Raw genomic sequence first — 17,944 nt, 5'->3', positions numbered from 1 at the left:
CTCAGTCGTCGCCCGACGGCATGGCCTGGGCCCGCCGCAGGGAGCGCTGGGCTCGGGTCTCGGCCCGGGCCGCTTCCAGCAGGCCCTCCTCCACGTAGACCAGGTGGTCGTGGGCCCGGGTGCGGGCCTCCTCGGCCTTGCCCTGGAGGATGGCGTGGAGCAGGGCGCGGTGCTGGGCCATCAGCCGTTCCCGGGCATCGGGCTTGCCGAACAGGTGCTCGAGGTTCTCGACGATGCTCTTCTCCAGCAGGTGGAAGATCCCGCGGATGGTGTGCAGCAGCATGACGTTGTGGGCGGCTTCGGCGATGGCCAGGTGGAAGGCGGCGTCGGCCTTGGCCTCCTCGGCCGGGTTCCGGGCGGCGAAGCAGGCCTCGAGCTCCTCGAAGCGCTGGATCAGCACCGACTTGTCGGTGGGCGTCGCCCGCAGGGCGGCGTAGTAGGCGGACAGCCCTTCCATGGCGTCCCGAAACTCCAGCAGGTCCAGGTGGAACTCGCCGTGTCGGGAGAGCATCTCCAGCAGGGGGTCGCTGTAGCCGCTGTGCAGGTTCTCGGTGATGAAGGTGCCCCCTCCCTGGCGGCTGGTCAGCAATCCCCGGGCGGCGAGCTTCTGGATGGCCTCGCGCAGCGACGGGCGGGAGACACCGAAGCGTTCGGCGAGCTCGCGCTCCGGGGGCAGCCGCTGGCCGGGCTTGAGGCTACCCTCGAGGATCAGGGCTTCCAGGCGCTCGGTGATGACGTCGGCGAGACGCGGTTGGCGGACGGCTTGATAGGACATGGCGGAGCTTCCTGGGTACGGGGTCTGCGACGCATGGTAACCTCAAATAATTGGTATTACCAATATCCCCTGCCTGGCCCGGGTCGGGGCGGCTTCCTGGACCGCTGTGCTTCCACTGGCATTTCAGGGGGTTGCGACATGCAGTAGGGACGACTATACCAAGGTCTAGTCGTCTCGCGGCGCCGGGATTTGACAGTCATGGCCCCGGCCCATACTGTGCGATGACATCGCGGTGTCAATTGGTTTTACCAATTTTCTGCCGGGCGTCTCGAGGCGCCCGTTCCCCCCAAGCGTCAGGCGCCGAGGATTCCTGCCCATGACCCCTGTCAAACTCTACCCCGCCAAGCCCGACAAGGTGTACTTCTTCGGCACCTGTCTGGTCGACCTCTTCTTTCCCGAGGCGGGCCTGGATGGCATCCGCCTGCTCGAGCGGGAAGGGATCGAGGTGATCTTCCCCGAGGATCAGACCTGCTGCGGCCAGCCGGCCTATACCTCGGGCTACCAGGACGAGGCCCGCGCCGTGGCCGAGGCTCAGCTGGATCTGTTCCCCGAGCCGTGGCCGATCATCGTGCCTTCCGGGTCCTGCGGGGGGATGATGCGGGTGCACTATCCCGATCTCTTCGCCGACACGCCCCGAGAGGCGCAGGCCCGGGAGGTGGCCGGACGGGTCTTCGAGCTGACCGAGTTCCTGGTGCATGTCTGCCATCTGCGCCTCGACGATCGAGGGCCCGCCGAGAAGGTCGCGATGCATACTTCCTGCAGCGCCCGGCGCGAGATGGGGCTCGCCGACACGGGGCCGGCCCTGCTGGGCCGTCTCGCGGGCGTGGAGCTGGTGGAGCAGGCGCGGGCCGCGGAGTGCTGCGGATTCGGCGGCACTTTCGCGGTCCGTCACCCGGAGGTCTCCGGCGCCATGGTGGAGGACAAGAGCCGTGCCATCGAGGCGGCCGGGGCACAGCACTTCGTGACCTCGGACTGCGGCTGCCTGATGAACATCGCGGGGCGTCTCGAGCACCGCAAGAGTGCCGTGCGCGGCGAGCATATCGCCAGCTACCTGTGGCGGAGGACCTCATGAGCGTACAGACCTTCACGCCGCGGGCCTTCCACGAGCAGGCTCGGGAGGCCTTGGGCAATCCTCAGATCCGCGCCAACTTCCGCAGCGCCATGGACGGGCTGATGGCCAAGCGTCGAGACAGCTTCGGCGACTGGGACCTCGAGACCCTGCGCGAGCTCGGCGCCAGCATCCGGCTGCGGGCCCTGGCCAGGCTGCCCGACCTGCTGGAGCGGCTGGAGGCCAACTGCGAGGCCAACGGCATCCGGGTGCACTGGGCCGAGGACGGCGAGCACGCCTGTCGGCTGATCCGCGAACTGTGCGAGGCGCGCGGCGCTCGCTCGGTGATCAAGGGCAAGTCCATGGTCACCGAGGAGATGCACCTCAATGCCCACCTCGAGGCCGCGGGCATCCAGGCCCTGGAGTCGGACCTCGGCGAGTACCTGGTCCAGCTCAACGAGCAGACCCCCTCGCACATCATCATGCCCGCCATCCATCTCAATACCGACGAGATCGCCGACGTCATGCACGACAAGACCGGCATCGAGCGGACGCGGGATGTCGACGCCATGACCGCGGCGGCCCGGGCCCAGCTGCGCGAGCGCTTCATGGCCGCCGACGTGGGGATCTCGGGGGTGAACTTCGCCGTCGCCGAGACCGGTACCCTCTGCCTGGTGGAGAACGAGGGCAATGGCCGGATGACCACCACGGTGCCGCCGGTGCACATCGCGGTGACCGGCCTCGAGAAGGTGGTGGAGCACCTGCGCGACGTGGCGCCGCTCTATTCGCTGCTGACGCGCTCGGCCACCGGCCAGCATGCCACGACCTACCTCAACATGATCTCCGGCCCGCGCAAGGCGCAGGAGCATGACGGACCCGAGGAGGTCCACCTGGTGCTGGTGGACAATGGGCGCTCCGGCATCTATCAGGACGACGAGCTGCTCGACACCCTGCGCTGCATTCGCTGCGGGGCCTGCATGAATCACTGCCCGGTCTACACCCGGGTGGGCGGCCACAGCTACGGCACCACCTACCCCGGCCCGATCGGCAGTATTCTCTCGCCGCACCTGATGGGGCTCGAGGACACCAAGGATCTGCCCACCGCCTCGAGCCTGTGCGGGGCCTGCGGCGAGGTCTGCCCGGTGAAGATTCCGATTCCCGATCTGCTGGTGCGATTGCGGCGCGAGGCCGTGGGCGAGGGGCGCGGTAACGTGCGCGGCGCGGGGGCCAAGCGCTCGCGTGCCGAGCTGGTGGCCTGGAAGGGCTGGCAATGGCTGGCCACCCATCCCGGCGCCTGGCGTGGCGGGACCGCCATCGCCGGCAAGCTGCGTGCCCTGACACCGTCCCGGCTGGGCCCCTGGACCGAGTATCGCACGGCGCCCAAGCCGGCCAAGACCACGCTGCATACCTTGCTCAAGCAGCGTCGACACGAGGAGAAGGACGCATGAGTGCCCGTGAACGCATCCTCAAGCGCCTGCGCGAACGGGCCGACGGCCCCCTCGAGGCCCCGGAGAGCGAGTTCGCCGTGGTCACCGGGCGTGGCTGGACGCCCGAGGAGCGCCTGGCGCGCTTCGAGCACTGGATTGCCTCGGTGCATGGCGAAGTGGTCCATGTGAGTCGTGCCGACTGGACCGTCCGGCTCGCCGAGGTGTTGCGCGATAAGGGCGTGCGCCGGCTGGCGCTGGGCCGGGCGCATCCGGTCGCGGCCGAGGCGCGAGCGGCGCTGGCGGATGGCGAGGTCGAGCTGGTGGACGCCGATCGCGACATCGAGAGCTGGCGACGGGAGCAGTTCGAGCTGGTGGAGGCGGGGGTGGCCTCGTCCCAGGGCGGGGTGGCCGAGACCGGCAGCCTGTGGCTCTGGCCGACCCCGGACGAGCCTCGCTTGCTGAGCCTGGTGCCGCCGATTCATATCGCCGTGCTGGATGCCGAGGCCATCGAGGATACCCTCTTCGATGTCATGGAGGGGCAGGACTGGGCGGCGGGCATGCCCACCAACGCCTTGCTGATCTCCGGGCCGAGCAAGACCGCCGACATCGAGCAGACCCTGGCGTACGGCGTGCATGGCCCCCGCGAGCTGATCGTGCTGTTGCGGCATCCCTGAGCCTGCTTAAGCGTCCCGGCTTTTCCGCTATAGTGCTCCTGTCCCGCCGGTGCCCGGCGGGAGCATCTCACTGAGACGTAGGGAGACGAGACGTGAAACCCCAAGGAACCAGGAAGACTGCGCGCCGAGTCGCATGCGGCGTCGGCCTCGCCGGCTTGGCCCTGCTGGCCGGCTGCACCGAGGAGCCCCGCTTCGTCGCCGCGCCGGAAGTCACGGCGGGCAACGATATCCAGGGCGAGCTCACCTCCGCGAGCCCCCTCAACCTCAACGACGGTACCCGTCGCTCGGCGCACTGGCTCTGTGCGGCGGGGGAAGAGGAGACGCGGCGTTATACCCTGGAGGCCCCCTTTGCGGCGTCCCTGTCCGCCTTCGACGGCGAGGGGCGGTGGTTGGGTGCGGCCGACAGCCGGCCTGATGGAGCGGCGGCGACGCTGCTTCACGCGCCGGCCCGCGAAGCCTGTACCCTGGTGGTGGTCAGCGGGCGCGACGACGATGCCTTCGGGCCGTATCGGCTCGTCGCCGAGCCGGCGAGTGAGGCATCGGCCCTGGCGGCCGGGCGGCCGCTGGTGGGGACCCTGCAGGATGGGCAGGTCGATCATGCCCTGAGTCTCGAGCGCCCGGTGCACCTGAGCCTCGCGCTTTCCGGTGGGGAGGGGCTCGGCATGCGGCTCCTTGGCGAAGGCGTCTCCGAGTCCGCCCGGGCCTGTGCCCCGGGGGAACTGCGTCTCGACGCCTACCTCGAGGCCGGCGACTACCGGGTGCGGCTCGCGCCCGAGCGAGTCTCCGCCGCCGACGAGACGGCCGGTTGCGACCGAACGCTGCTCAGCACCGGTGGCGCCTACCGCCTGGTGGCCGACCAGCGCGATCTCGGCGACGGCCAGCGCAATGGCGGACCGCTGCGGGATGGGGATCGCATCCGTGGCCGCCTGGCGGGTGGCACGCCGAACGTCTATTCCCTGCACCTCGATCAGCCGTCGGAGGTGAGCCTCGGCCTGCGCTCCCAGGCGTTCGACACCGTGCTGCGCATCAGCGGCGAAGGAGCCGACATCACCAACGACGATGGCGGCAACGGCACCGACTCGCGTCTTGCCACGGTGCTGATGCCCGGCGACTACCGCGTCGAGGTGGACAGCTACTACGGCGGCGCCGGCGACTATGCGCTGGACATGGGGCGTCAGGATTTCAGCGGCGAGTTCCGCAACGACGGCGAGCTTTCGCCCGGGGAGGAAGTGCGTGGCCAGCTGACCGGGCTTGGCGAGAACCGCTACCGCTTCGAGGTGGACGAGACCGCCGAGGTGCGACTCGCACTGGATTCCCTCGACTTCGATCCCGTGCTGCGCCTGGTCGGCGAGGGGGTGGATGTCAGCGACGATGACAGCGGGGGCGAGCGCAATGCCCTGATCCAGACGGTGCTCGAGCCAGGCCGCTATACCCTGGAGGTACAGAGCTACAGCGGCAGTGGCGTCTATACCCTGCATGGCGAGCAGTCGGCCTTCGAAGGGCGAATGAGCGATGGCGGCGAGATCGTGCCGGGCGAGGTCATCTATGGACGGCTGCCCGCCGGTGGCAGCCTGACCTATCGGCTGGAGCTGGAGGCTCCGCGCAGCGTCGTGCTCGAGACGACCGCCAGCGGGGTGGATACCGTCTTGCGGCTGGCGGGCCAGGGGGTGGATGTGCAGAACGACGACGCCTCTGATCTGGGGCTCGGCTCGCGGATCACTCAGCGTCTCGAGCCGGGGACCTACACCGTCGAGGTGAGCGGCTTCGGCGGAGGTGCGGGCCTGGTGCGTCTGGCCGTTCGTGGCTGAATCCTCGGGGCGCCTGCCGAGGCGCCCCGACATTTCTGCGAGGCAGGGGTTGTGCTCTTCCCGGATAACCCGTAAAGTACGCCTCCGCTGCCGGCGACGGGTCACGTCCCAGGCGGTGAGGAGTGGCAGAAGTGCTTGTTTTGCCGAGGACTTTTCGAAGGTTTCGAGAATCGCCCGCTTGACAGGCTCGCCGGTTTCGGTAGAATGCCCGCCACTCGATCGGACGCCATCTCGCCGAGATGGTCGCGCGGTCACCCGGGTCGCTTCCTCGGAAGCGGTCGAAAAAACGGGTTTGACACGACGCGCCGATCGCGTAAAATACGCCTTCCTTGCAGGGCGCCGGCCAAGCGGACGGCAATGCAAGATGCTCCGCTCTTCACAAGAGCCCGGAGCCGCTCTTTAAAAATCGATCAGGTAATTCATGTGGGCGCTTGTCGGGATGTCGGTGACCAGTCACTGAATATCAAGGCAAGCGACTCGTCAAACGAGACGTTTGAACCTTGAGCCAGGTTTGGTTCCTGCCTTATGGAACTATCAAGCTTTTAAACTGAAGAGTTTGATCATGGCTCAGATTGAACGCTGGCGGCAGGCCTAACACATGCAAGTCGAGCGGAAACGATGGAAGCTTGCTTCCAGGCGTCGAGCGGCGGACGGGTGAGTAATGCATAGGAATCTGCCCGGTAGTGGGGGATAACCTGGGGAAACCCAGGCTAATACCGCATACGTCCTACGGGAGAAAGCAGGGGATCTTCGGACCTTGCGCTATCGGATGAGCCTATGTCGGATTAGCTAGTTGGTGAGGTAATGGCTCACCAAGGCCGCGATCCGTAGCTGGTCTGAGAGGATGATCAGCCACATCGGGACTGAGACACGGCCCGAACTCCTACGGGAGGCAGCAGTGGGGAATATTGGACAATGGGCGAAAGCCTGATCCAGCCATGCCGCGTGTGTGAAGAAGGCCCTCGGGTTGTAAAGCACTTTCAGTGAGGAAGAACGCTTGCGGGTTAATACCCCGCAGGAAGGACATCACTCACAGAAGAAGCACCGGCTAACTCCGTGCCAGCAGCCGCGGTAATACGGAGGGTGCGAGCGTTAATCGGAATTACTGGGCGTAAAGCGCGCGTAGGCGGCTTGATAAGCCGGTTGTGAAAGCCCCGGGCTCAACCTGGGAACGGCATCCGGAACTGTCAGGCTAGAGTGCAGGAGAGGAAGGTAGAATTCCCGGTGTAGCGGTGAAATGCGTAGAGATCGGGAGGAATACCAGTGGCGAAGGCGGCCTTCTGGACTGACACTGACGCTGAGGTGCGAAAGCGTGGGTAGCAAACAGGATTAGATACCCTGGTAGTCCACGCCGTAAACGATGTCGACTAGCCGTTGGGGTCCTCGAGACCTTTGTGGCGCAGTTAACGCGATAAGTCGACCGCCTGGGGAGTACGGCCGCAAGGTTAAAACTCAAATGAATTGACGGGGGCCCGCACAAGCGGTGGAGCATGTGGTTTAATTCGATGCAACGCGAAGAACCTTACCTACCCTTGACATCGAGCGAACTTTCCAGAGATGGATTGGTGCCTTCGGGAACGCTCAGACAGGTGCTGCATGGCTGTCGTCAGCTCGTGTTGTGAAATGTTGGGTTAAGTCCCGTAACGAGCGCAACCCTTGTCCCTATTTGCCAGCGATTCGGTCGGGAACTCTAGGGAGACTGCCGGTGACAAACCGGAGGAAGGTGGGGACGACGTCAAGTCATCATGGCCCTTACGGGTAGGGCTACACACGTGCTACAATGGCCGGTACAGAGGGTTGCAATGCCGCGAGGTGGAGCTAATCCCAAAAAGCCGGTCTCAGTCCGGATCGGAGTCTGCAACTCGACTCCGTGAAGTCGGAATCGCTAGTAATCGTGAATCAGAATGTCACGGTGAATACGTTCCCGGGCCTTGTACACACCGCCCGTCACACCATGGGAGTGGACTGCACCAGAAGTGGTTAGCCTAACTTCGGAGGGCGATCACCACGGTGTGGTTCATGACTGGGGTGAAGTCGTAACAAGGTAGCCGTAGGGGAACCTGCGGCTGGATCACCTCCTTAATCGACGACGTCGCCGGCACCCGGCAAGTGCCCACAATGAATTACCTGATCGGCCAGAGCAAAGACTGTTTGGGTATAGGCCCAGCGTGACCAATGGGTCTGTAGCTCAGTTGGTTAGAGCGCACCCCTGATAAGGGTGAGGTCGGCAGTTCAAGTCTGCCCAGACCCACCAAATTTTATCCAGTACGGCGTTGTTTTGTGACTCGCATAGCAGGCTATGCGTCGCCACAAAACGCCTTGTCCTGAATAAAATTTCCCATGTCGCGTGATGGGTGAGTCAGAGGGGCCTTAGCTCAGCTGGGAGAGCGCCTGCCTTGCACGCAGGAGGTCACCGGTTCGATCCCGGTAGGCTCCACCACGCTTGAGCTTGAAGCCGGAAGCTCGAAGAATCCCGACAGTCACTGAAGTTTTAAGCTAGACGCTTGAAAGGCAGGCCCTTTCTTCAAGCTTCCAGCTTAAAGCTTCTCGCTTTAAACGCTCTTTAACAATGTGAATCATGCTGACAAAGGCTCTTCCCGAGAGGGAAGGGCATGAGATACGTCTCAAGCGTATCCGGCAATTGTCGTTGTCGTCATCGCGGATCAGACCCCTTGGGGTTATATGGTCAAGCGATGAAGCGCATACGGTGGATGCCTTGGCAGCCAGAGGCGATGAAGGACGTGGAAGCCTGCGATAAGGCTCGGCGAGGTGGCAAACAACCTGCGACCCGGGCATTTCCGAATGGGGAAACCCACTCAGGGTAACCTGAGTATCCCGCACTGAATCCATAGGTGCGGGAGGCGAACCGGGGGAACTGAAACATCTAAGTACCCCGAGGAAAAGAAATCAACCGAGATTCCCCCAGTAGCGGCGAGCGAACGGGGACCAGCCCTTAAGCATGTGACCGGTTAGGCGAATGAGCTGGGAAGCTCAACGATACAGGGTGATAGTCCCGTAGCCGAAAGCCTGATCATGTGAAATCGAGTAGGTCGGGGCACGTGAAACCTTGACTGAAGACGGGGGGACCATCCTCCAAGGCTAAATACTCCTGGCTGACCGATAGTGAACCAGTACCGTGAGGGAAAGGCGAAAAGAACCCCGGAGAGGGGAGTGAAATAGACCCTGAAACCGTATGCGTACAAGCAGTGGGAGCGGGCGCGTCCCGTGACCGCGTACCTTTTGTATAATGGGTCAGCGACTTATTTTCAGTGGCGAGCTTAACCGTATAGGGGAGGCGTAGGGAAACCGAGTCTTAACTGGGCGACCAGTCGCTGGGAATAGACCCGAAACCGGGCGATCTATCCATGAGCAGGGTGAAGGTTGAGTAACATCAACTGGAGGCCCGAACCAGGATCTGTTGAAAAAGATTTGGATGACTTGTGGATCGGAGTGAAAGGCTAATCAAGCCCGGAGATAGCTGGTTCTCCTCGAAAGCTATTTAGGTAGCGCCTCACGTATCACCGCCGGGGGTAGAGCACTGTTTCGGCTAGGGGGTCATCCCGACTTACCAAACCGAGGCAAACTCCGAATACCGGTGAGTGCCAGCGTGGGAGACACACAGCGGGTGCTAACGTCCGTTGTGAAAAGGGAAACAACCCAGACCGTCAGCTAAGGTCCCGAAATCCTGGTTAAGTGGGAAACGATGTGGGAAGGCTTAGACAGCTAGGAGGTTGGCTTAGAAGCAGCCATCCTTTAAAGAAAGCGTAATAGCTCACTAGTCGAGTCGGCCTGCGCGGAAGATGTAACGGGGCTCAAACCAGGTACCGAAGCTACGGGTGCGTCGAATGACGCGCGGTAGAGGAGCGTCGTGTACGCCGACGAAGGTCAATCGAGAGGTTGGCTGGAGGTATCACGAGTGCGAATGCTGACATGAGTAACGATAAGGGGAGTGAAAAACTCCCCCGCCGGAAGACCAAGGGTTTCTGTTCGACGCTAATCGGAGCAGAGTGAGTCGGCCCCTAAGGCGAGGCCGAAAGGCGTAGTCGATGGGAAACGGGTCAATATTCCCGTACCTCACTGTATTGCGATGGGGGGACGAAGAAGGCTAGGTGAGCCAGGCGTTGGTTGTCCTGGTGAAAGTCAGTAGGCCGAGGAATCAGGCAAATCCGGTTCCTCAAGGCCGAGAGACGAGACGAACAGACTACGGTCTGGAAGTCATCGATGCCACGCTTCCAGGAAAAGCCTCTAAGCTTCAGATACAGTGGGACCGTACCCCAAACCGACACAGGTGGTCAGGTAGAGAATACCAAGGCGCTTGAGAGAACTCGGGTGAAGGAACTAGGCAAAATGGTGCCGTAACTTCGGGAGAAGGCACGCCGCCGTTACGTGAAGGCCCTCGCGGCCGGAGCGGAAGGCGGTCGAAGATACCAGGTGGCTGCAACTGTTTATTAAAAACACAGTACTCTGCAAACGCGTAAGCGGACGTATAGGGTATGACGCCTGCCCGGTGCCGGAAGGTTAATTGATGGTGTTAGCGTAAGCGAAGCTCCTGATCGAAGCCCCGGTAAACGGCGGCCGTAACTATAACGGTCCTAAGGTAGCGAAATTCCTTGTCGGGTAAGTTCCGACCTGCACGAATGGCGTAATGATGGCCACGCTGTCTCCACCCGAGACTCAGTGAAATTGAAATCGCAGTGAAGATGCTGTGTACCCGCGGCTAGACGGAAAGACCCCGTGAACCTTTACTACAGCTTCACACTGGACGCTGATGTTGCTTGTGTAGGATAGCTGGGAGGCTTGGAAACCCGGTCGCCAGATCGGGTGGAGCCGACCTTGAAATACCAGCCTGGCATCATTGGCGTTCTAACTCAGGTCCGTGATCCGGATCGAGGACCGTGTGTGGTGGGTAGTTTGACTGGGGCGGTCTCCTCCCAAAGCGTAACGGAGGAGCACGAAGGTACCCTCAGCACGGTTGGAAATCGTGCAATGAGTGCAAGAGCATAAGGGTGCTTAACTGCGAGACAGACACGTCGAGCAGGTACGAAAGTAGGTTCTAGTGATCCGGTGGTTCTGTATGGAAGGGCCATCGCTCAACGGATAAAAGGTACTCCGGGGATAACAGGCTGATACCGCCCAAGAGTTCACATCGACGGCGGTGTTTGGCACCTCGATGTCGGCTCATCACATCCTGGGGCTGAAGTCGGTCCCAAGGGTATGGCTGTTCGCCATTTAAAGTGGTACGCGAGCTGGGTTTAGAACGTCGTGAGACAGTTCGGTCCCTATCTGCCGTGGGCGCTGGAGATTTGAGAAGCGCTGCTCCTAGTACGAGAGGACCGGAGTGGACGTACCTCTGGTGTTCCGGTTGTCACGCCAGTGGCACTGCCGGGTAGCTATGTACGGACGGGATAACCGCTGAAAGCATCTAAGCGGGAAGCCCCCTTCAAGATGAGATCTCCCCGAGGCCTCGAGCCTCCTGAAGGGCCCAGCAAGACCAGCTGGTTGATAGGCCGGGTGTGGAAGCGCTGCAAGGCGTTGAGCTAACCGGTACTAATGGCCCGTGAGGCTTGACCATATAACACCCAAGTGGTCTGTCGATGACGGACGACAGCGGATACGCGAGACGTAGCTCGCCAGCATGATTCGCATTGCCCTTTTCGCCTGACGACCATAGCGTGCGGGAACCACCTGATCCCATGCCGAACTCAGCAGTGAAACCGCTCAGCGCCGATGGTAGTGTGGGGCCTCCCCATGCGAGAGTAGGTCATCGTCAGGCACTTACATAAAAAAATCCCCCGGGCTTGTCCCGGGGGATTTTTTTATGTCCGGGTATCGGGACAATGCCCTGACCTTGCCATGCGGTAACCGGTCGCTGAACACACCTTCTGCGAAGGGCCTTGGCCGGTGACAGTAGGTGCCCACGTAACAATAGATGGGCACCTATTCATGACATCCCCAAGCACCGAACGCGAGGTCCGTCGTCGCCGTCGCTATACCCCGTCGTTCAAGGCCAAGATCGTCGCGGCCTGCCTACAGGGCGACGCCTCGATTGCCCAGATCGCCCTGCAGCACGGGCTCAACACCAACCTCGTCCAGACCTGGATTCGCAAGGCCAAACGCCAGAGCCAACTGCCGACCGTGCCGGAGTTCGTGCCACTTCCGGCCCCGGCAGCAACGGCTGATTCCCCTACGCCTCCCACTTCCGCCGCGGCAATCCGGATCGAGGTGCCCTCGGCGCATGGCACGATCACCGTGCGTTGGCCGGTCGCCGAGGCGGCCCAGTGCGCGCAGTGGATGAAAGGGCTGCTGGGATGATCCGTATCGACGAGATCTGGCTGGCCACCGAGCCGCTGGACATGCGCGCCGGCCCGGATACGACGCTGGCTCGGGTGGTGAAGGTGTTCGGCGCGGCTCGCCCGCACTGTGCCTATCTCTTTGCCAACCGTCGCGGCAACCGCATGAAGGTGCTGGTTCACGATGGCCTGGGCGTCTGGCTGTGCGCCCGGCGTTTGAACCAGGGCAAGTTCCACTGGGCCGGTAACTGGCACGGCGATCGCGTCGCGCTGTGTTCCGAGCAGGTGACGGCGCTGGTGCAAGGCCTGCCCTGGCAGCGTCTCGGTGCCGACGGGGTGATCTCGGTCGTGTGATGAGCGGCACAGACTTGGCGGCCCGGCTATTCGCGGATGCGCTAATCCCGCTGTCGCCGGCGGGCTGGCATACTTGGCGGATGAAAACGCCGCCCGATCTGTCCCAGCTCACTCCCGATCAACTCCGTCACCTGGCGGCAACCCTGATGTCGCAGGTCGAGCAGCAGGAACAGGCACTGGCGCAGAGTCAGAAAACGCTGCGGCATACCGAGCAAGTCAATCAGAAGCTGAGCTACGAACTGGCGCTGCTCAAGCGCCATGCCTTCGGCAAGCGCAGCGAGCAGCTCAACGTCCTGCAGATCAGCCTGCTGGACGAGGTGGTGGATGCCGACATCGCCGCCATCGAGACCGAGCTGGAGGACCTGAAGCTCGCCTCCGCGACACCGACGCCCAAGAAGGCGCCCAAGCGCGCCCCCTTGCCGCCCGAACTCCCGCGCACCGAGATTCACCATGATCCGGAGAATGATCTCTGCGCGTGTGGTTGTCAGCTGCGGCGGATCGGCGAGGAAATCAGCGAGAAGCTCGACTACACGCCGGGCGTGTTCCACGTCGAGCGCCATATCCGTGGCAAGTGGGTCTGCGACCAGTGCGAGACGCTGACCCAGGCGCCGATGCCGGCGCAGATCATCGACAAGGGCATTCCCACCGCCGGCCTGTTGGCCCAGGTGCTGATCGCCAAGTATGCCGACCACCTGCCGCTCTATCGTCAGGAGCAGATCTTCGCCCGGGCTGGCGTGGCGATTCCGCGCTCCACCCTCGCCGAATGGGTCGGCGTCTGCGGCGTGCGGCTCCAACCGCTGATCGATGCCTTACGTGACCTACTGCTCAGCGAGCCGGTGCTGCATGCCGACGAGACCCCGGTGCCGATGCTGGCCCCGGGCAAGAAGAAGACGCACCGCGCCTACCTCTGGGCCTACGCCACCACGCCCTACGCCGGGTTGAAGGCGGTGGTCTACGACTTCAGCGAGAGTCGCGGCGGGCAGCATGCCCGTGACTTCCTCGGCGACTGGCGGGGCAAGCTGATCTGCGACGACTACAGCGGCTACAAGCAGAGCTTCGCCAACGGCGTCACCGAGATCGGCTGCATGGCCCATGCGCGTCGCAAGTTCGTCGACCTGCATGTGGCCGGCAAGAGCCAGATCGCCAAGCAGGCCATCGAGCTGATCGGCCAGCTCTACCAGGTGGAGCGCGAGGCACAGACGCTCACCGCGGAAGAGCGCCAACGACTGCGAGAGACACGAGCGAGGCCCATCGCCGACGCGCTGCACCGCTGGATGCTGGCTCACCGCGAGAAGGTGCCGAACGGCTCGGCGACGGCCAAGGCGCTGGACTACAGCCTGAAGCGTTGGGTGGCGCTGACACGCTACCTCGACGACGGCGGGCTGACGATCGACAACAACCGGGTTGAGAACCTGATTCGCCCCTGGACGCTGGGCCGCAGCAACTGGCTGTTCGCCGGGTCACTGCGCAGCGGCCAGCGCGCCGCCACCATCATGAGCCTGATCCAGTGCGCCAAGCTGAACGGCCATGAGCCCTACGCCTACCTGAAGGATGTGCTGGAACGGCTGCCGACACATAAGGCCAGCCAGCTCAGCGAACTCCTGCCTCACAACTGGCAGCACACCGACTGATTACCGGCAAGCGGTGTTGCCCGTTCGCTTACGCCATGCGGCCCGTTCGTCGGGATCGAACGGGAACCGCCCTAGCGGGCCCGCAGGGCGAGCCTCAGGGATGAGGCGGGCAGGGATGTGAAGCCGCGAAGCGGCGTCCCGAGCCCAGGCTCCAGCCCACGAAGTGGGCGCAGAGCGGATGGCTGCCCCGACGTCAGGCATCTATCCCGAGAAGACCCCGGTTGCGACAGCAGCCGGGGTCTTTTCATTTCGGCGCCCGCGATCCGGTCACAGAAGCCCCGGGCTCGAAGGCGTGTCCGGGGCCTTTCCATGTCCGGGTGCCGCCGGCAGGCTGTCGACTTTGGTGGCGTTGGCGCGGAAGGGCACAGGCGCCGGATTTCCGGGGTCGTGCAAGTTCCGATAGAATGTGAACTTTTCCCGTCAGGGGCATGCGCATGACCATCGGTGACCTGATTCGCCTGTTGAGCGACGGCGAGTTTCATTCCGGCGAGCAGCTGGGCGAGCGGCTGGGGGTGTCCCGCGCCGCCGTGTGGAAGCAGTTGCGCAAGCTCGAGGCCCTGGGCATCCCCATGGAGGCGGTGAAGGGGCAGGGTTACCGCCTCGCCGAGCCCCTGGAGCTGCTGGATGGCGGTGCCATCGTCGCCGGGCTGTCACGGGAGGCGAGGCAGTACATCAACCGCTTGTTCGTCGAGGAGACGCTGCCCTCGAGCAACCTCTTCCTGCGCGAGCGGTTCGCCCAGGGGGCCGGTCACGGCGAAGTCTGCCTGGTCGAGCAGCAGAGTGCCGGCAAGGGGCGGCGGGGGCGGACCTGGGTGACGCCCTGGGGGCGTACCCTGATGCTGTCGGTCGGCTGGCGAGTGGAGTCCGGCGTGGCCGCGCTGGAAGGTCTCAGCCTCGCCGTGGGCGTGGTCCTGGCCGGGGTCCTGGAGCGCCATGGCGTCCGTCCCCGTCTCAAGTGGCCAAACGATGTCCTGCTGGAAACCGATGCCGGCGAGCTGGGCAAGCTGGCGGGGATCCTCGTCGAGCTCAGCGGAGATGCCGCCGGTCCCTGCGAGGTGGTGGTCGGGATGGGAATCAACGTCGACCTGCCCGATGCCTTTCGAGCGGAGATCGAGCAGCCTGTAACCGCCGTGCGCGACCAGGCGCCGACCCTGTCCCGCAATGCACTCGCCGTGGAGCTGCTCGAGGCCCTGATGCCGGCGCTGTCCGCCTTCGAGCAGGAAGGCTTCGGCACCTGGCAGGAGGCCTGGAATGCACGGCACGCCTTCGCCGGCCGCGAGGTGGACATCATCCGCGGAGAGTGCCGCGAGACGGCGGTCGCCGAAGGGGTGGATGACTCCGGCAACCTCTGGGTGCGCGGGGATGCCGGCCGTGAACGGCTCGCCGGGGGCGAGATCAGCTTGCGGGGGCGTGGATGATCCTGGACCTCGATATCGGCAACACCCTGTCGAAGTGGCGGCTGAAGGATGCCGAGAGCAGCGAGATCCGTTCCCGCGGGGCCGTATGGACTCGCGAGGAGTGGAGGCCCGGGGCGGACATTCCCGACCTGGATGTGGTCGAGGCGGTGCGCATTTCCAGCGTGGCGCGCAGGTCGGTGCTGGCCCAGACGGTGGCCCTGTTGCGCAAGCAGGTCAGGGACGTCCATGTGGCGCGCTCCGAGGCCGAGGCGCTGGGCGTGACCAACGGCTACGAGGAGCCCGGCCGCCTGGGGGTCGATCGCTGGATGGGCGTGCTGGCCGGTTACCAGCTGGCCGGGGGCTGCTGCAGCGTCGATTGCGGCAGCGCCATCACCGTGGATTTCGTCCTGCCCGGAGGGCGCCATCTGGGCGGCTACATCCTGCCCGGGCTGCGGCTGATGAAGGAGAGCCTCAAGCTCGGCACTCGCAACGTGGCCATCGACCCCGACAGTGAGGCCGACGAGCTCCTGGCGCCCGGGACCAAGACCGTGGAGGCCGTCAATCACGGGATCTACATGGCGGCGGTGAGTGCCGTGAACCGTATCTACAGCGAGGTTTGCGACCGCGAAGGGGTGGCCCTGCCGCTGTTGTTGACCGGAGGCGATGCTCGCGTGGTCTCCCGGGGCATCCAGGTGCCCCATGCGGTGTGGCCGGACATGGTCTACGGCGGCCTGGAGGCCTGCTTCCCGCTGACCGCGGCGGAGCGGGCCGGGCGCATGGCCGGGGCGCCGGCGGTGCCCCGACCCTGCGCGCTGGAAAAGATTCGGGCGGGGCTTGCATTCTCCATGCTGCTTTGACACAATGCGTCGCGTTCCGGGGAGACGGGGGCGTCGAAGCGCTCACGACCGGTCAGGAAGATTGAGAAATCAATCACTTGACACCCAGAACAAAGGCGGTAGAATACATCGCCAGTTGGAGGGGTTCCCGAGTGGCCAAAGGGAGCAGACTGTAAATCTGCCGCGAAAGCTTCGAAGGTTCGAATCCTTCCCCCTCCACCAGGTTTCGCCGCGCCCGCCGAGGCGGGTGGTGGCAGCAAGAGTGGGCAGGCGGGCATAGTTCAATGGTAGAACCTCAGCCTTCCAAGCTGATGATGCGGGTTCGATTCCCGCTGCCCGCTCCAGGATTGCGAGTTTTGCTCATGTAGCTCAGGGGTAGAGCACACCCTTGGTAAGGGTGAGGTCGGCGGTTCAAATCCGCCCATGAGCTCCACATCGAAAAGGCGAGCCGAGGCTCGCCTTTTCTCTTTCTTCCCGGCACGGCTGGATGCCGGAGAAGGGGTTGCCATTCAGAGCGGTATCCGCTATGATGGCGCCCGCTGTCGCTCAGGTCGCCCGCAAAGGGTGGTCGCGGAAGCAGATACAGGCCAGTAGCTCAATTGGCAGAGCAGCGGTCTCCAAAACCGCAGGTTGGGGGTTCGATTCCCTCCTGGCCTGCCAGCCTTCCCCAGGCTGGTGTTATCTCTTTTACTTTCTTGATTCGATTGCCGCACCCTGAGGAGTCTCGTTTTCATGAAACATAACGCCGAGGTGCAGGAGTCGCGCCACGACGGGCTCAAGTGGGCGGTTGTCGTCATTCTGCTGGTTCTTGCCGTGGTCGGGAATGCCTATTTCGCCGACCAGGCGCTTCTCTATCGTGTGCTTGGCGTCGTCGTCCTGAGTGTGGCGGCGGCGCTGGTGGCGCTGACCACCACGAAGGGGCGTGAGCTGGTCGAGCTGGCCCGCAGCGCGAAGAAGGAGATTCAGCGCGTCGTGTGGCCGACCCGTCCCGAGACCGTGCAGACCACCGCCATCGTGCTGGTGGCCGTGCTGGTCGTGGGCCTGATGCTGTGGCTCATCGACACTCTTCTTGGCTGGGCGATGTCCGGCGTCATTGGTTAGGAGTCCTCATGTCCAAGCGTTGGTACGTCGTACACGCCTACTCCGGCTTCGAGAAGCATGTCATGCGCTCCCTCAAGGAGCGCGTGAAGATGTATGGCATGGAGGACCGCTTCGGCGAGATCCTGGTGCCGACCGAGGAAGTCGTCGAGATGCGTGACGGCAAGCGCCGCAAGAGCGAGCGCAAGTTCTATCCCGGCTACGTGCTGGTCGAGATGGAGATGGACGACGCTACCTGGCACCTGGTCAACGAGACCCCGCGCGTCATGGGCTTCATCGGCGGCACCAAGGAAAAGCCCGCCCCCATCACCCAGCGCGAGGCCGACGCCATCCTCAGTCGCGTCAAGGACGGTACCGACAAGCCGCGGCCGAAGACCCTCTTCGAGCCGGGTCAGTCCGTGCGCGTCATCGATGGCCCCTTCGCCGACTTCAACGGGGTGGTCGAAGAGGTCAACTACGACAAGAGTCGACTGCAGGTCAGCGTGTTGATCTTCGGGCGCTCCACGCCGGTCGAGCTGGAGTTTTCGCAGGTCGAGAAGGAATAGCTTCTCGTCGTCCGATGCACTTTTCGTGGCGGCCGCCCGCGGCGGCCGCCTTCACCGGGGA

12 protein-coding genes, 6 tRNA genes and 3 rRNA genes are annotated in these 17,944 nt (G+C 63.7%); 20 read left to right on the top strand and 1 reads right to left on the bottom strand.

Annotation, left to right across the window (positions count from 1 at the left end):
* Nucleotide 1: 1 nt before the first annotated feature.
* A complete protein-coding gene (locus tag BEI_RS17175; RefSeq protein WP_097790639.1) occupies nucleotides 2–775 on the bottom strand; it encodes a GntR family transcriptional regulator in 774 nt (257 codons plus the stop codon).
* 316 nt (nucleotides 776–1,091) lie between these two features.
* Between BEI_RS17175 and BEI_RS17170 the strand changes: the two genes are divergently transcribed.
* The 20 genes from BEI_RS17170 to nusG all read left to right on the top strand — a co-directional run bounded on the left by BEI_RS17170 (nucleotide 1,092) and on the right by nusG (nucleotide 17,883).
* On the top strand, nucleotides 1,092–1,847 hold the full coding sequence (locus tag BEI_RS17170; RefSeq protein ID WP_097790638.1) for a (Fe-S)-binding protein: 756 nt from the start codon (nucleotides 1,092–1,094) through the stop codon (nucleotides 1,845–1,847).
* Nucleotides 1,844–3,271 (top strand): LutB/LldF family L-lactate oxidation iron-sulfur protein, encoded by a 1,428-nt coding sequence (locus BEI_RS17165; protein ID WP_097790637.1) that lies wholly within the window; start codon nucleotides 1,844–1,846, stop codon nucleotides 3,269–3,271. Before BEI_RS17170 ends, BEI_RS17165 begins: the two co-directional genes overlap by 4 nt.
* The gene (locus tag BEI_RS17160; RefSeq protein ID WP_097790636.1) at nucleotides 3,268–3,924 is read left to right on the top strand and encodes a LutC/YkgG family protein; all 657 of its coding nucleotides are present in this window, start codon (nucleotides 3,268–3,270) and stop codon (nucleotides 3,922–3,924) included. The genes BEI_RS17165 and BEI_RS17160 overlap by 4 nt, the downstream gene beginning before the upstream one ends.
* A 92-nt stretch (nucleotides 3,925–4,016) precedes the next feature.
* The gene (locus tag BEI_RS17155) at nucleotides 4,017–5,732 is read left to right on the top strand and encodes a PPC domain-containing protein (protein ID WP_153045807.1); all 1,716 of its coding nucleotides are present in this window, start codon (nucleotides 4,017–4,019) and stop codon (nucleotides 5,730–5,732) included.
* 544 nt (nucleotides 5,733–6,276) lie between these two features.
* A 16S ribosomal RNA gene (locus tag BEI_RS17150) occupies nucleotides 6,277–7,814 on the top strand.
* Between the two features lie 95 nt (nucleotides 7,815–7,909).
* Nucleotides 7,910–7,986: transfer RNA gene (locus BEI_RS17145), tRNA-Ile, on the top strand.
* Between the two features lie 110 nt (nucleotides 7,987–8,096).
* Nucleotides 8,097–8,172: transfer RNA gene (locus tag BEI_RS17140), tRNA-Ala, on the top strand.
* Nucleotides 8,173–8,416: 244 nt separating this feature from the next.
* Nucleotides 8,417–11,304: ribosomal RNA gene (locus BEI_RS17135) — 23S ribosomal RNA — on the top strand.
* A gap of 85 nt (nucleotides 11,305–11,389) precedes the next feature.
* Nucleotides 11,390–11,505 (top strand): 5S ribosomal RNA (rrf, locus tag BEI_RS17130).
* Together the 16S, 23S and 5S rRNA genes with 2 tRNA genes alongside form the textbook arrangement of a ribosomal RNA operon.
* Before the next feature lie 170 nt (nucleotides 11,506–11,675).
* Nucleotides 11,676–12,044, top strand: coding sequence for an IS66-like element accessory protein TnpA (gene tnpA / locus BEI_RS17125; protein WP_097788507.1), 369 nt, complete (start codon nucleotides 11,676–11,678; stop codon nucleotides 12,042–12,044).
* Entirely contained in the window at nucleotides 12,041–12,376 is a 336-nt protein-coding gene (gene tnpB, locus BEI_RS17120) for an IS66 family insertion sequence element accessory protein TnpB (RefSeq protein ID WP_097788508.1), read from the top strand. The genes tnpA and tnpB overlap by 4 nt, the downstream gene beginning before the upstream one ends.
* Before the next feature lie 80 nt (nucleotides 12,377–12,456).
* Nucleotides 12,457–14,007, top strand: coding sequence for an IS66 family transposase (tnpC, locus tag BEI_RS17115; RefSeq protein ID WP_097788509.1), 1,551 nt, complete (start codon nucleotides 12,457–12,459; stop codon nucleotides 14,005–14,007).
* A 434-nt stretch (nucleotides 14,008–14,441) separates the two neighbouring features.
* Nucleotides 14,442–15,425: a biotin--[acetyl-CoA-carboxylase] ligase gene (locus BEI_RS17110; protein ID WP_097790634.1), complete on the top strand. Its 984-nt coding sequence runs from the start codon at nucleotides 14,442–14,444 to the stop codon at nucleotides 15,423–15,425.
* Entirely contained in the window at nucleotides 15,422–16,261 is an 840-nt protein-coding gene (locus tag BEI_RS17105; protein WP_097790633.1) for a type III pantothenate kinase, read from the top strand. Before BEI_RS17110 ends, BEI_RS17105 begins: the two co-directional genes overlap by 4 nt.
* Before the next feature lie 117 nt (nucleotides 16,262–16,378).
* Nucleotides 16,379–16,462, top strand: a tRNA-Tyr gene (locus BEI_RS17100).
* A gap of 48 nt (nucleotides 16,463–16,510) precedes the next feature.
* Nucleotides 16,511–16,584, top strand: a tRNA-Gly gene (locus tag BEI_RS17095).
* 14 nt (nucleotides 16,585–16,598) lie between these two features.
* A tRNA-Thr gene (locus tag BEI_RS17090) sits at nucleotides 16,599–16,673 on the top strand.
* A gap of 151 nt (nucleotides 16,674–16,824) precedes the next feature.
* Nucleotides 16,825–16,900 (top strand) — tRNA-Trp (locus BEI_RS17085).
* Nucleotides 16,901–16,972: 72 nt separating this feature from the next.
* Complete coding sequence (gene secE / locus BEI_RS17080; RefSeq protein ID WP_097790632.1) at nucleotides 16,973–17,341, top strand: preprotein translocase subunit SecE; 369 nt, start codon at nucleotides 16,973–16,975, stop codon at nucleotides 17,339–17,341.
* An 8-nt stretch (nucleotides 17,342–17,349) separates the two neighbouring features.
* Complete coding sequence (gene nusG, locus BEI_RS17075; protein WP_097790631.1) at nucleotides 17,350–17,883, top strand: transcription termination/antitermination protein NusG; 534 nt, start codon at nucleotides 17,350–17,352, stop codon at nucleotides 17,881–17,883.
* Nucleotides 17,884–17,944: the final 61 nt, after the last annotated feature.

Origin of the sequence: Halomonas beimenensis, from assembly GCF_002549795.1 — a bacterium.
Lineage (GTDB): Bacteria > Pseudomonadota > Gammaproteobacteria > Pseudomonadales > Halomonadaceae > Halomonas > Halomonas beimenensis.
This window is presented reverse-complemented; position numbering and strand designations above follow the sequence as displayed.

Excerpts from the sequence above, each read along its gene's own strand:
- BEI_RS17175 (WP_097790639.1), bottom strand. The coding sequence starts at position 775 with ATGTCCTATCAAGCCGTCCGCCAACCGCGTCTCGCCGACGTCATCACC.
- BEI_RS17170 (WP_097790638.1), top strand. The coding sequence starts at position 1,092 with ATGACCCCTGTCAAACTCTACCCCGCCAAGCCCGACAAGGTGTACTTC.
- BEI_RS17165 (WP_097790637.1), top strand. The coding sequence starts at position 1,844 with ATGAGCGTACAGACCTTCACGCCGCGGGCCTTCCACGAGCAGGCTCGG.
- BEI_RS17160 (WP_097790636.1), top strand. The coding sequence starts at position 3,268 with ATGAGTGCCCGTGAACGCATCCTCAAGCGCCTGCGCGAACGGGCCGAC.
- tnpA (WP_097788507.1), top strand. The coding sequence starts at position 11,676 with ATGACATCCCCAAGCACCGAACGCGAGGTCCGTCGTCGCCGTCGCTAT.
- tnpB (WP_097788508.1), top strand. The coding sequence starts at position 12,041 with ATGATCCGTATCGACGAGATCTGGCTGGCCACCGAGCCGCTGGACATG.
- tnpC (WP_097788509.1), top strand. The coding sequence starts at position 12,457 with ATGAAAACGCCGCCCGATCTGTCCCAGCTCACTCCCGATCAACTCCGT.
- BEI_RS17110 (WP_097790634.1), top strand. The coding sequence starts at position 14,442 with ATGACCATCGGTGACCTGATTCGCCTGTTGAGCGACGGCGAGTTTCAT.
- BEI_RS17105 (WP_097790633.1), top strand. The coding sequence starts at position 15,422 with ATGATCCTGGACCTCGATATCGGCAACACCCTGTCGAAGTGGCGGCTG.
- secE (WP_097790632.1), top strand. The coding sequence starts at position 16,973 with ATGAAACATAACGCCGAGGTGCAGGAGTCGCGCCACGACGGGCTCAAG.
- nusG (WP_097790631.1), top strand. The coding sequence starts at position 17,350 with ATGTCCAAGCGTTGGTACGTCGTACACGCCTACTCCGGCTTCGAGAAG.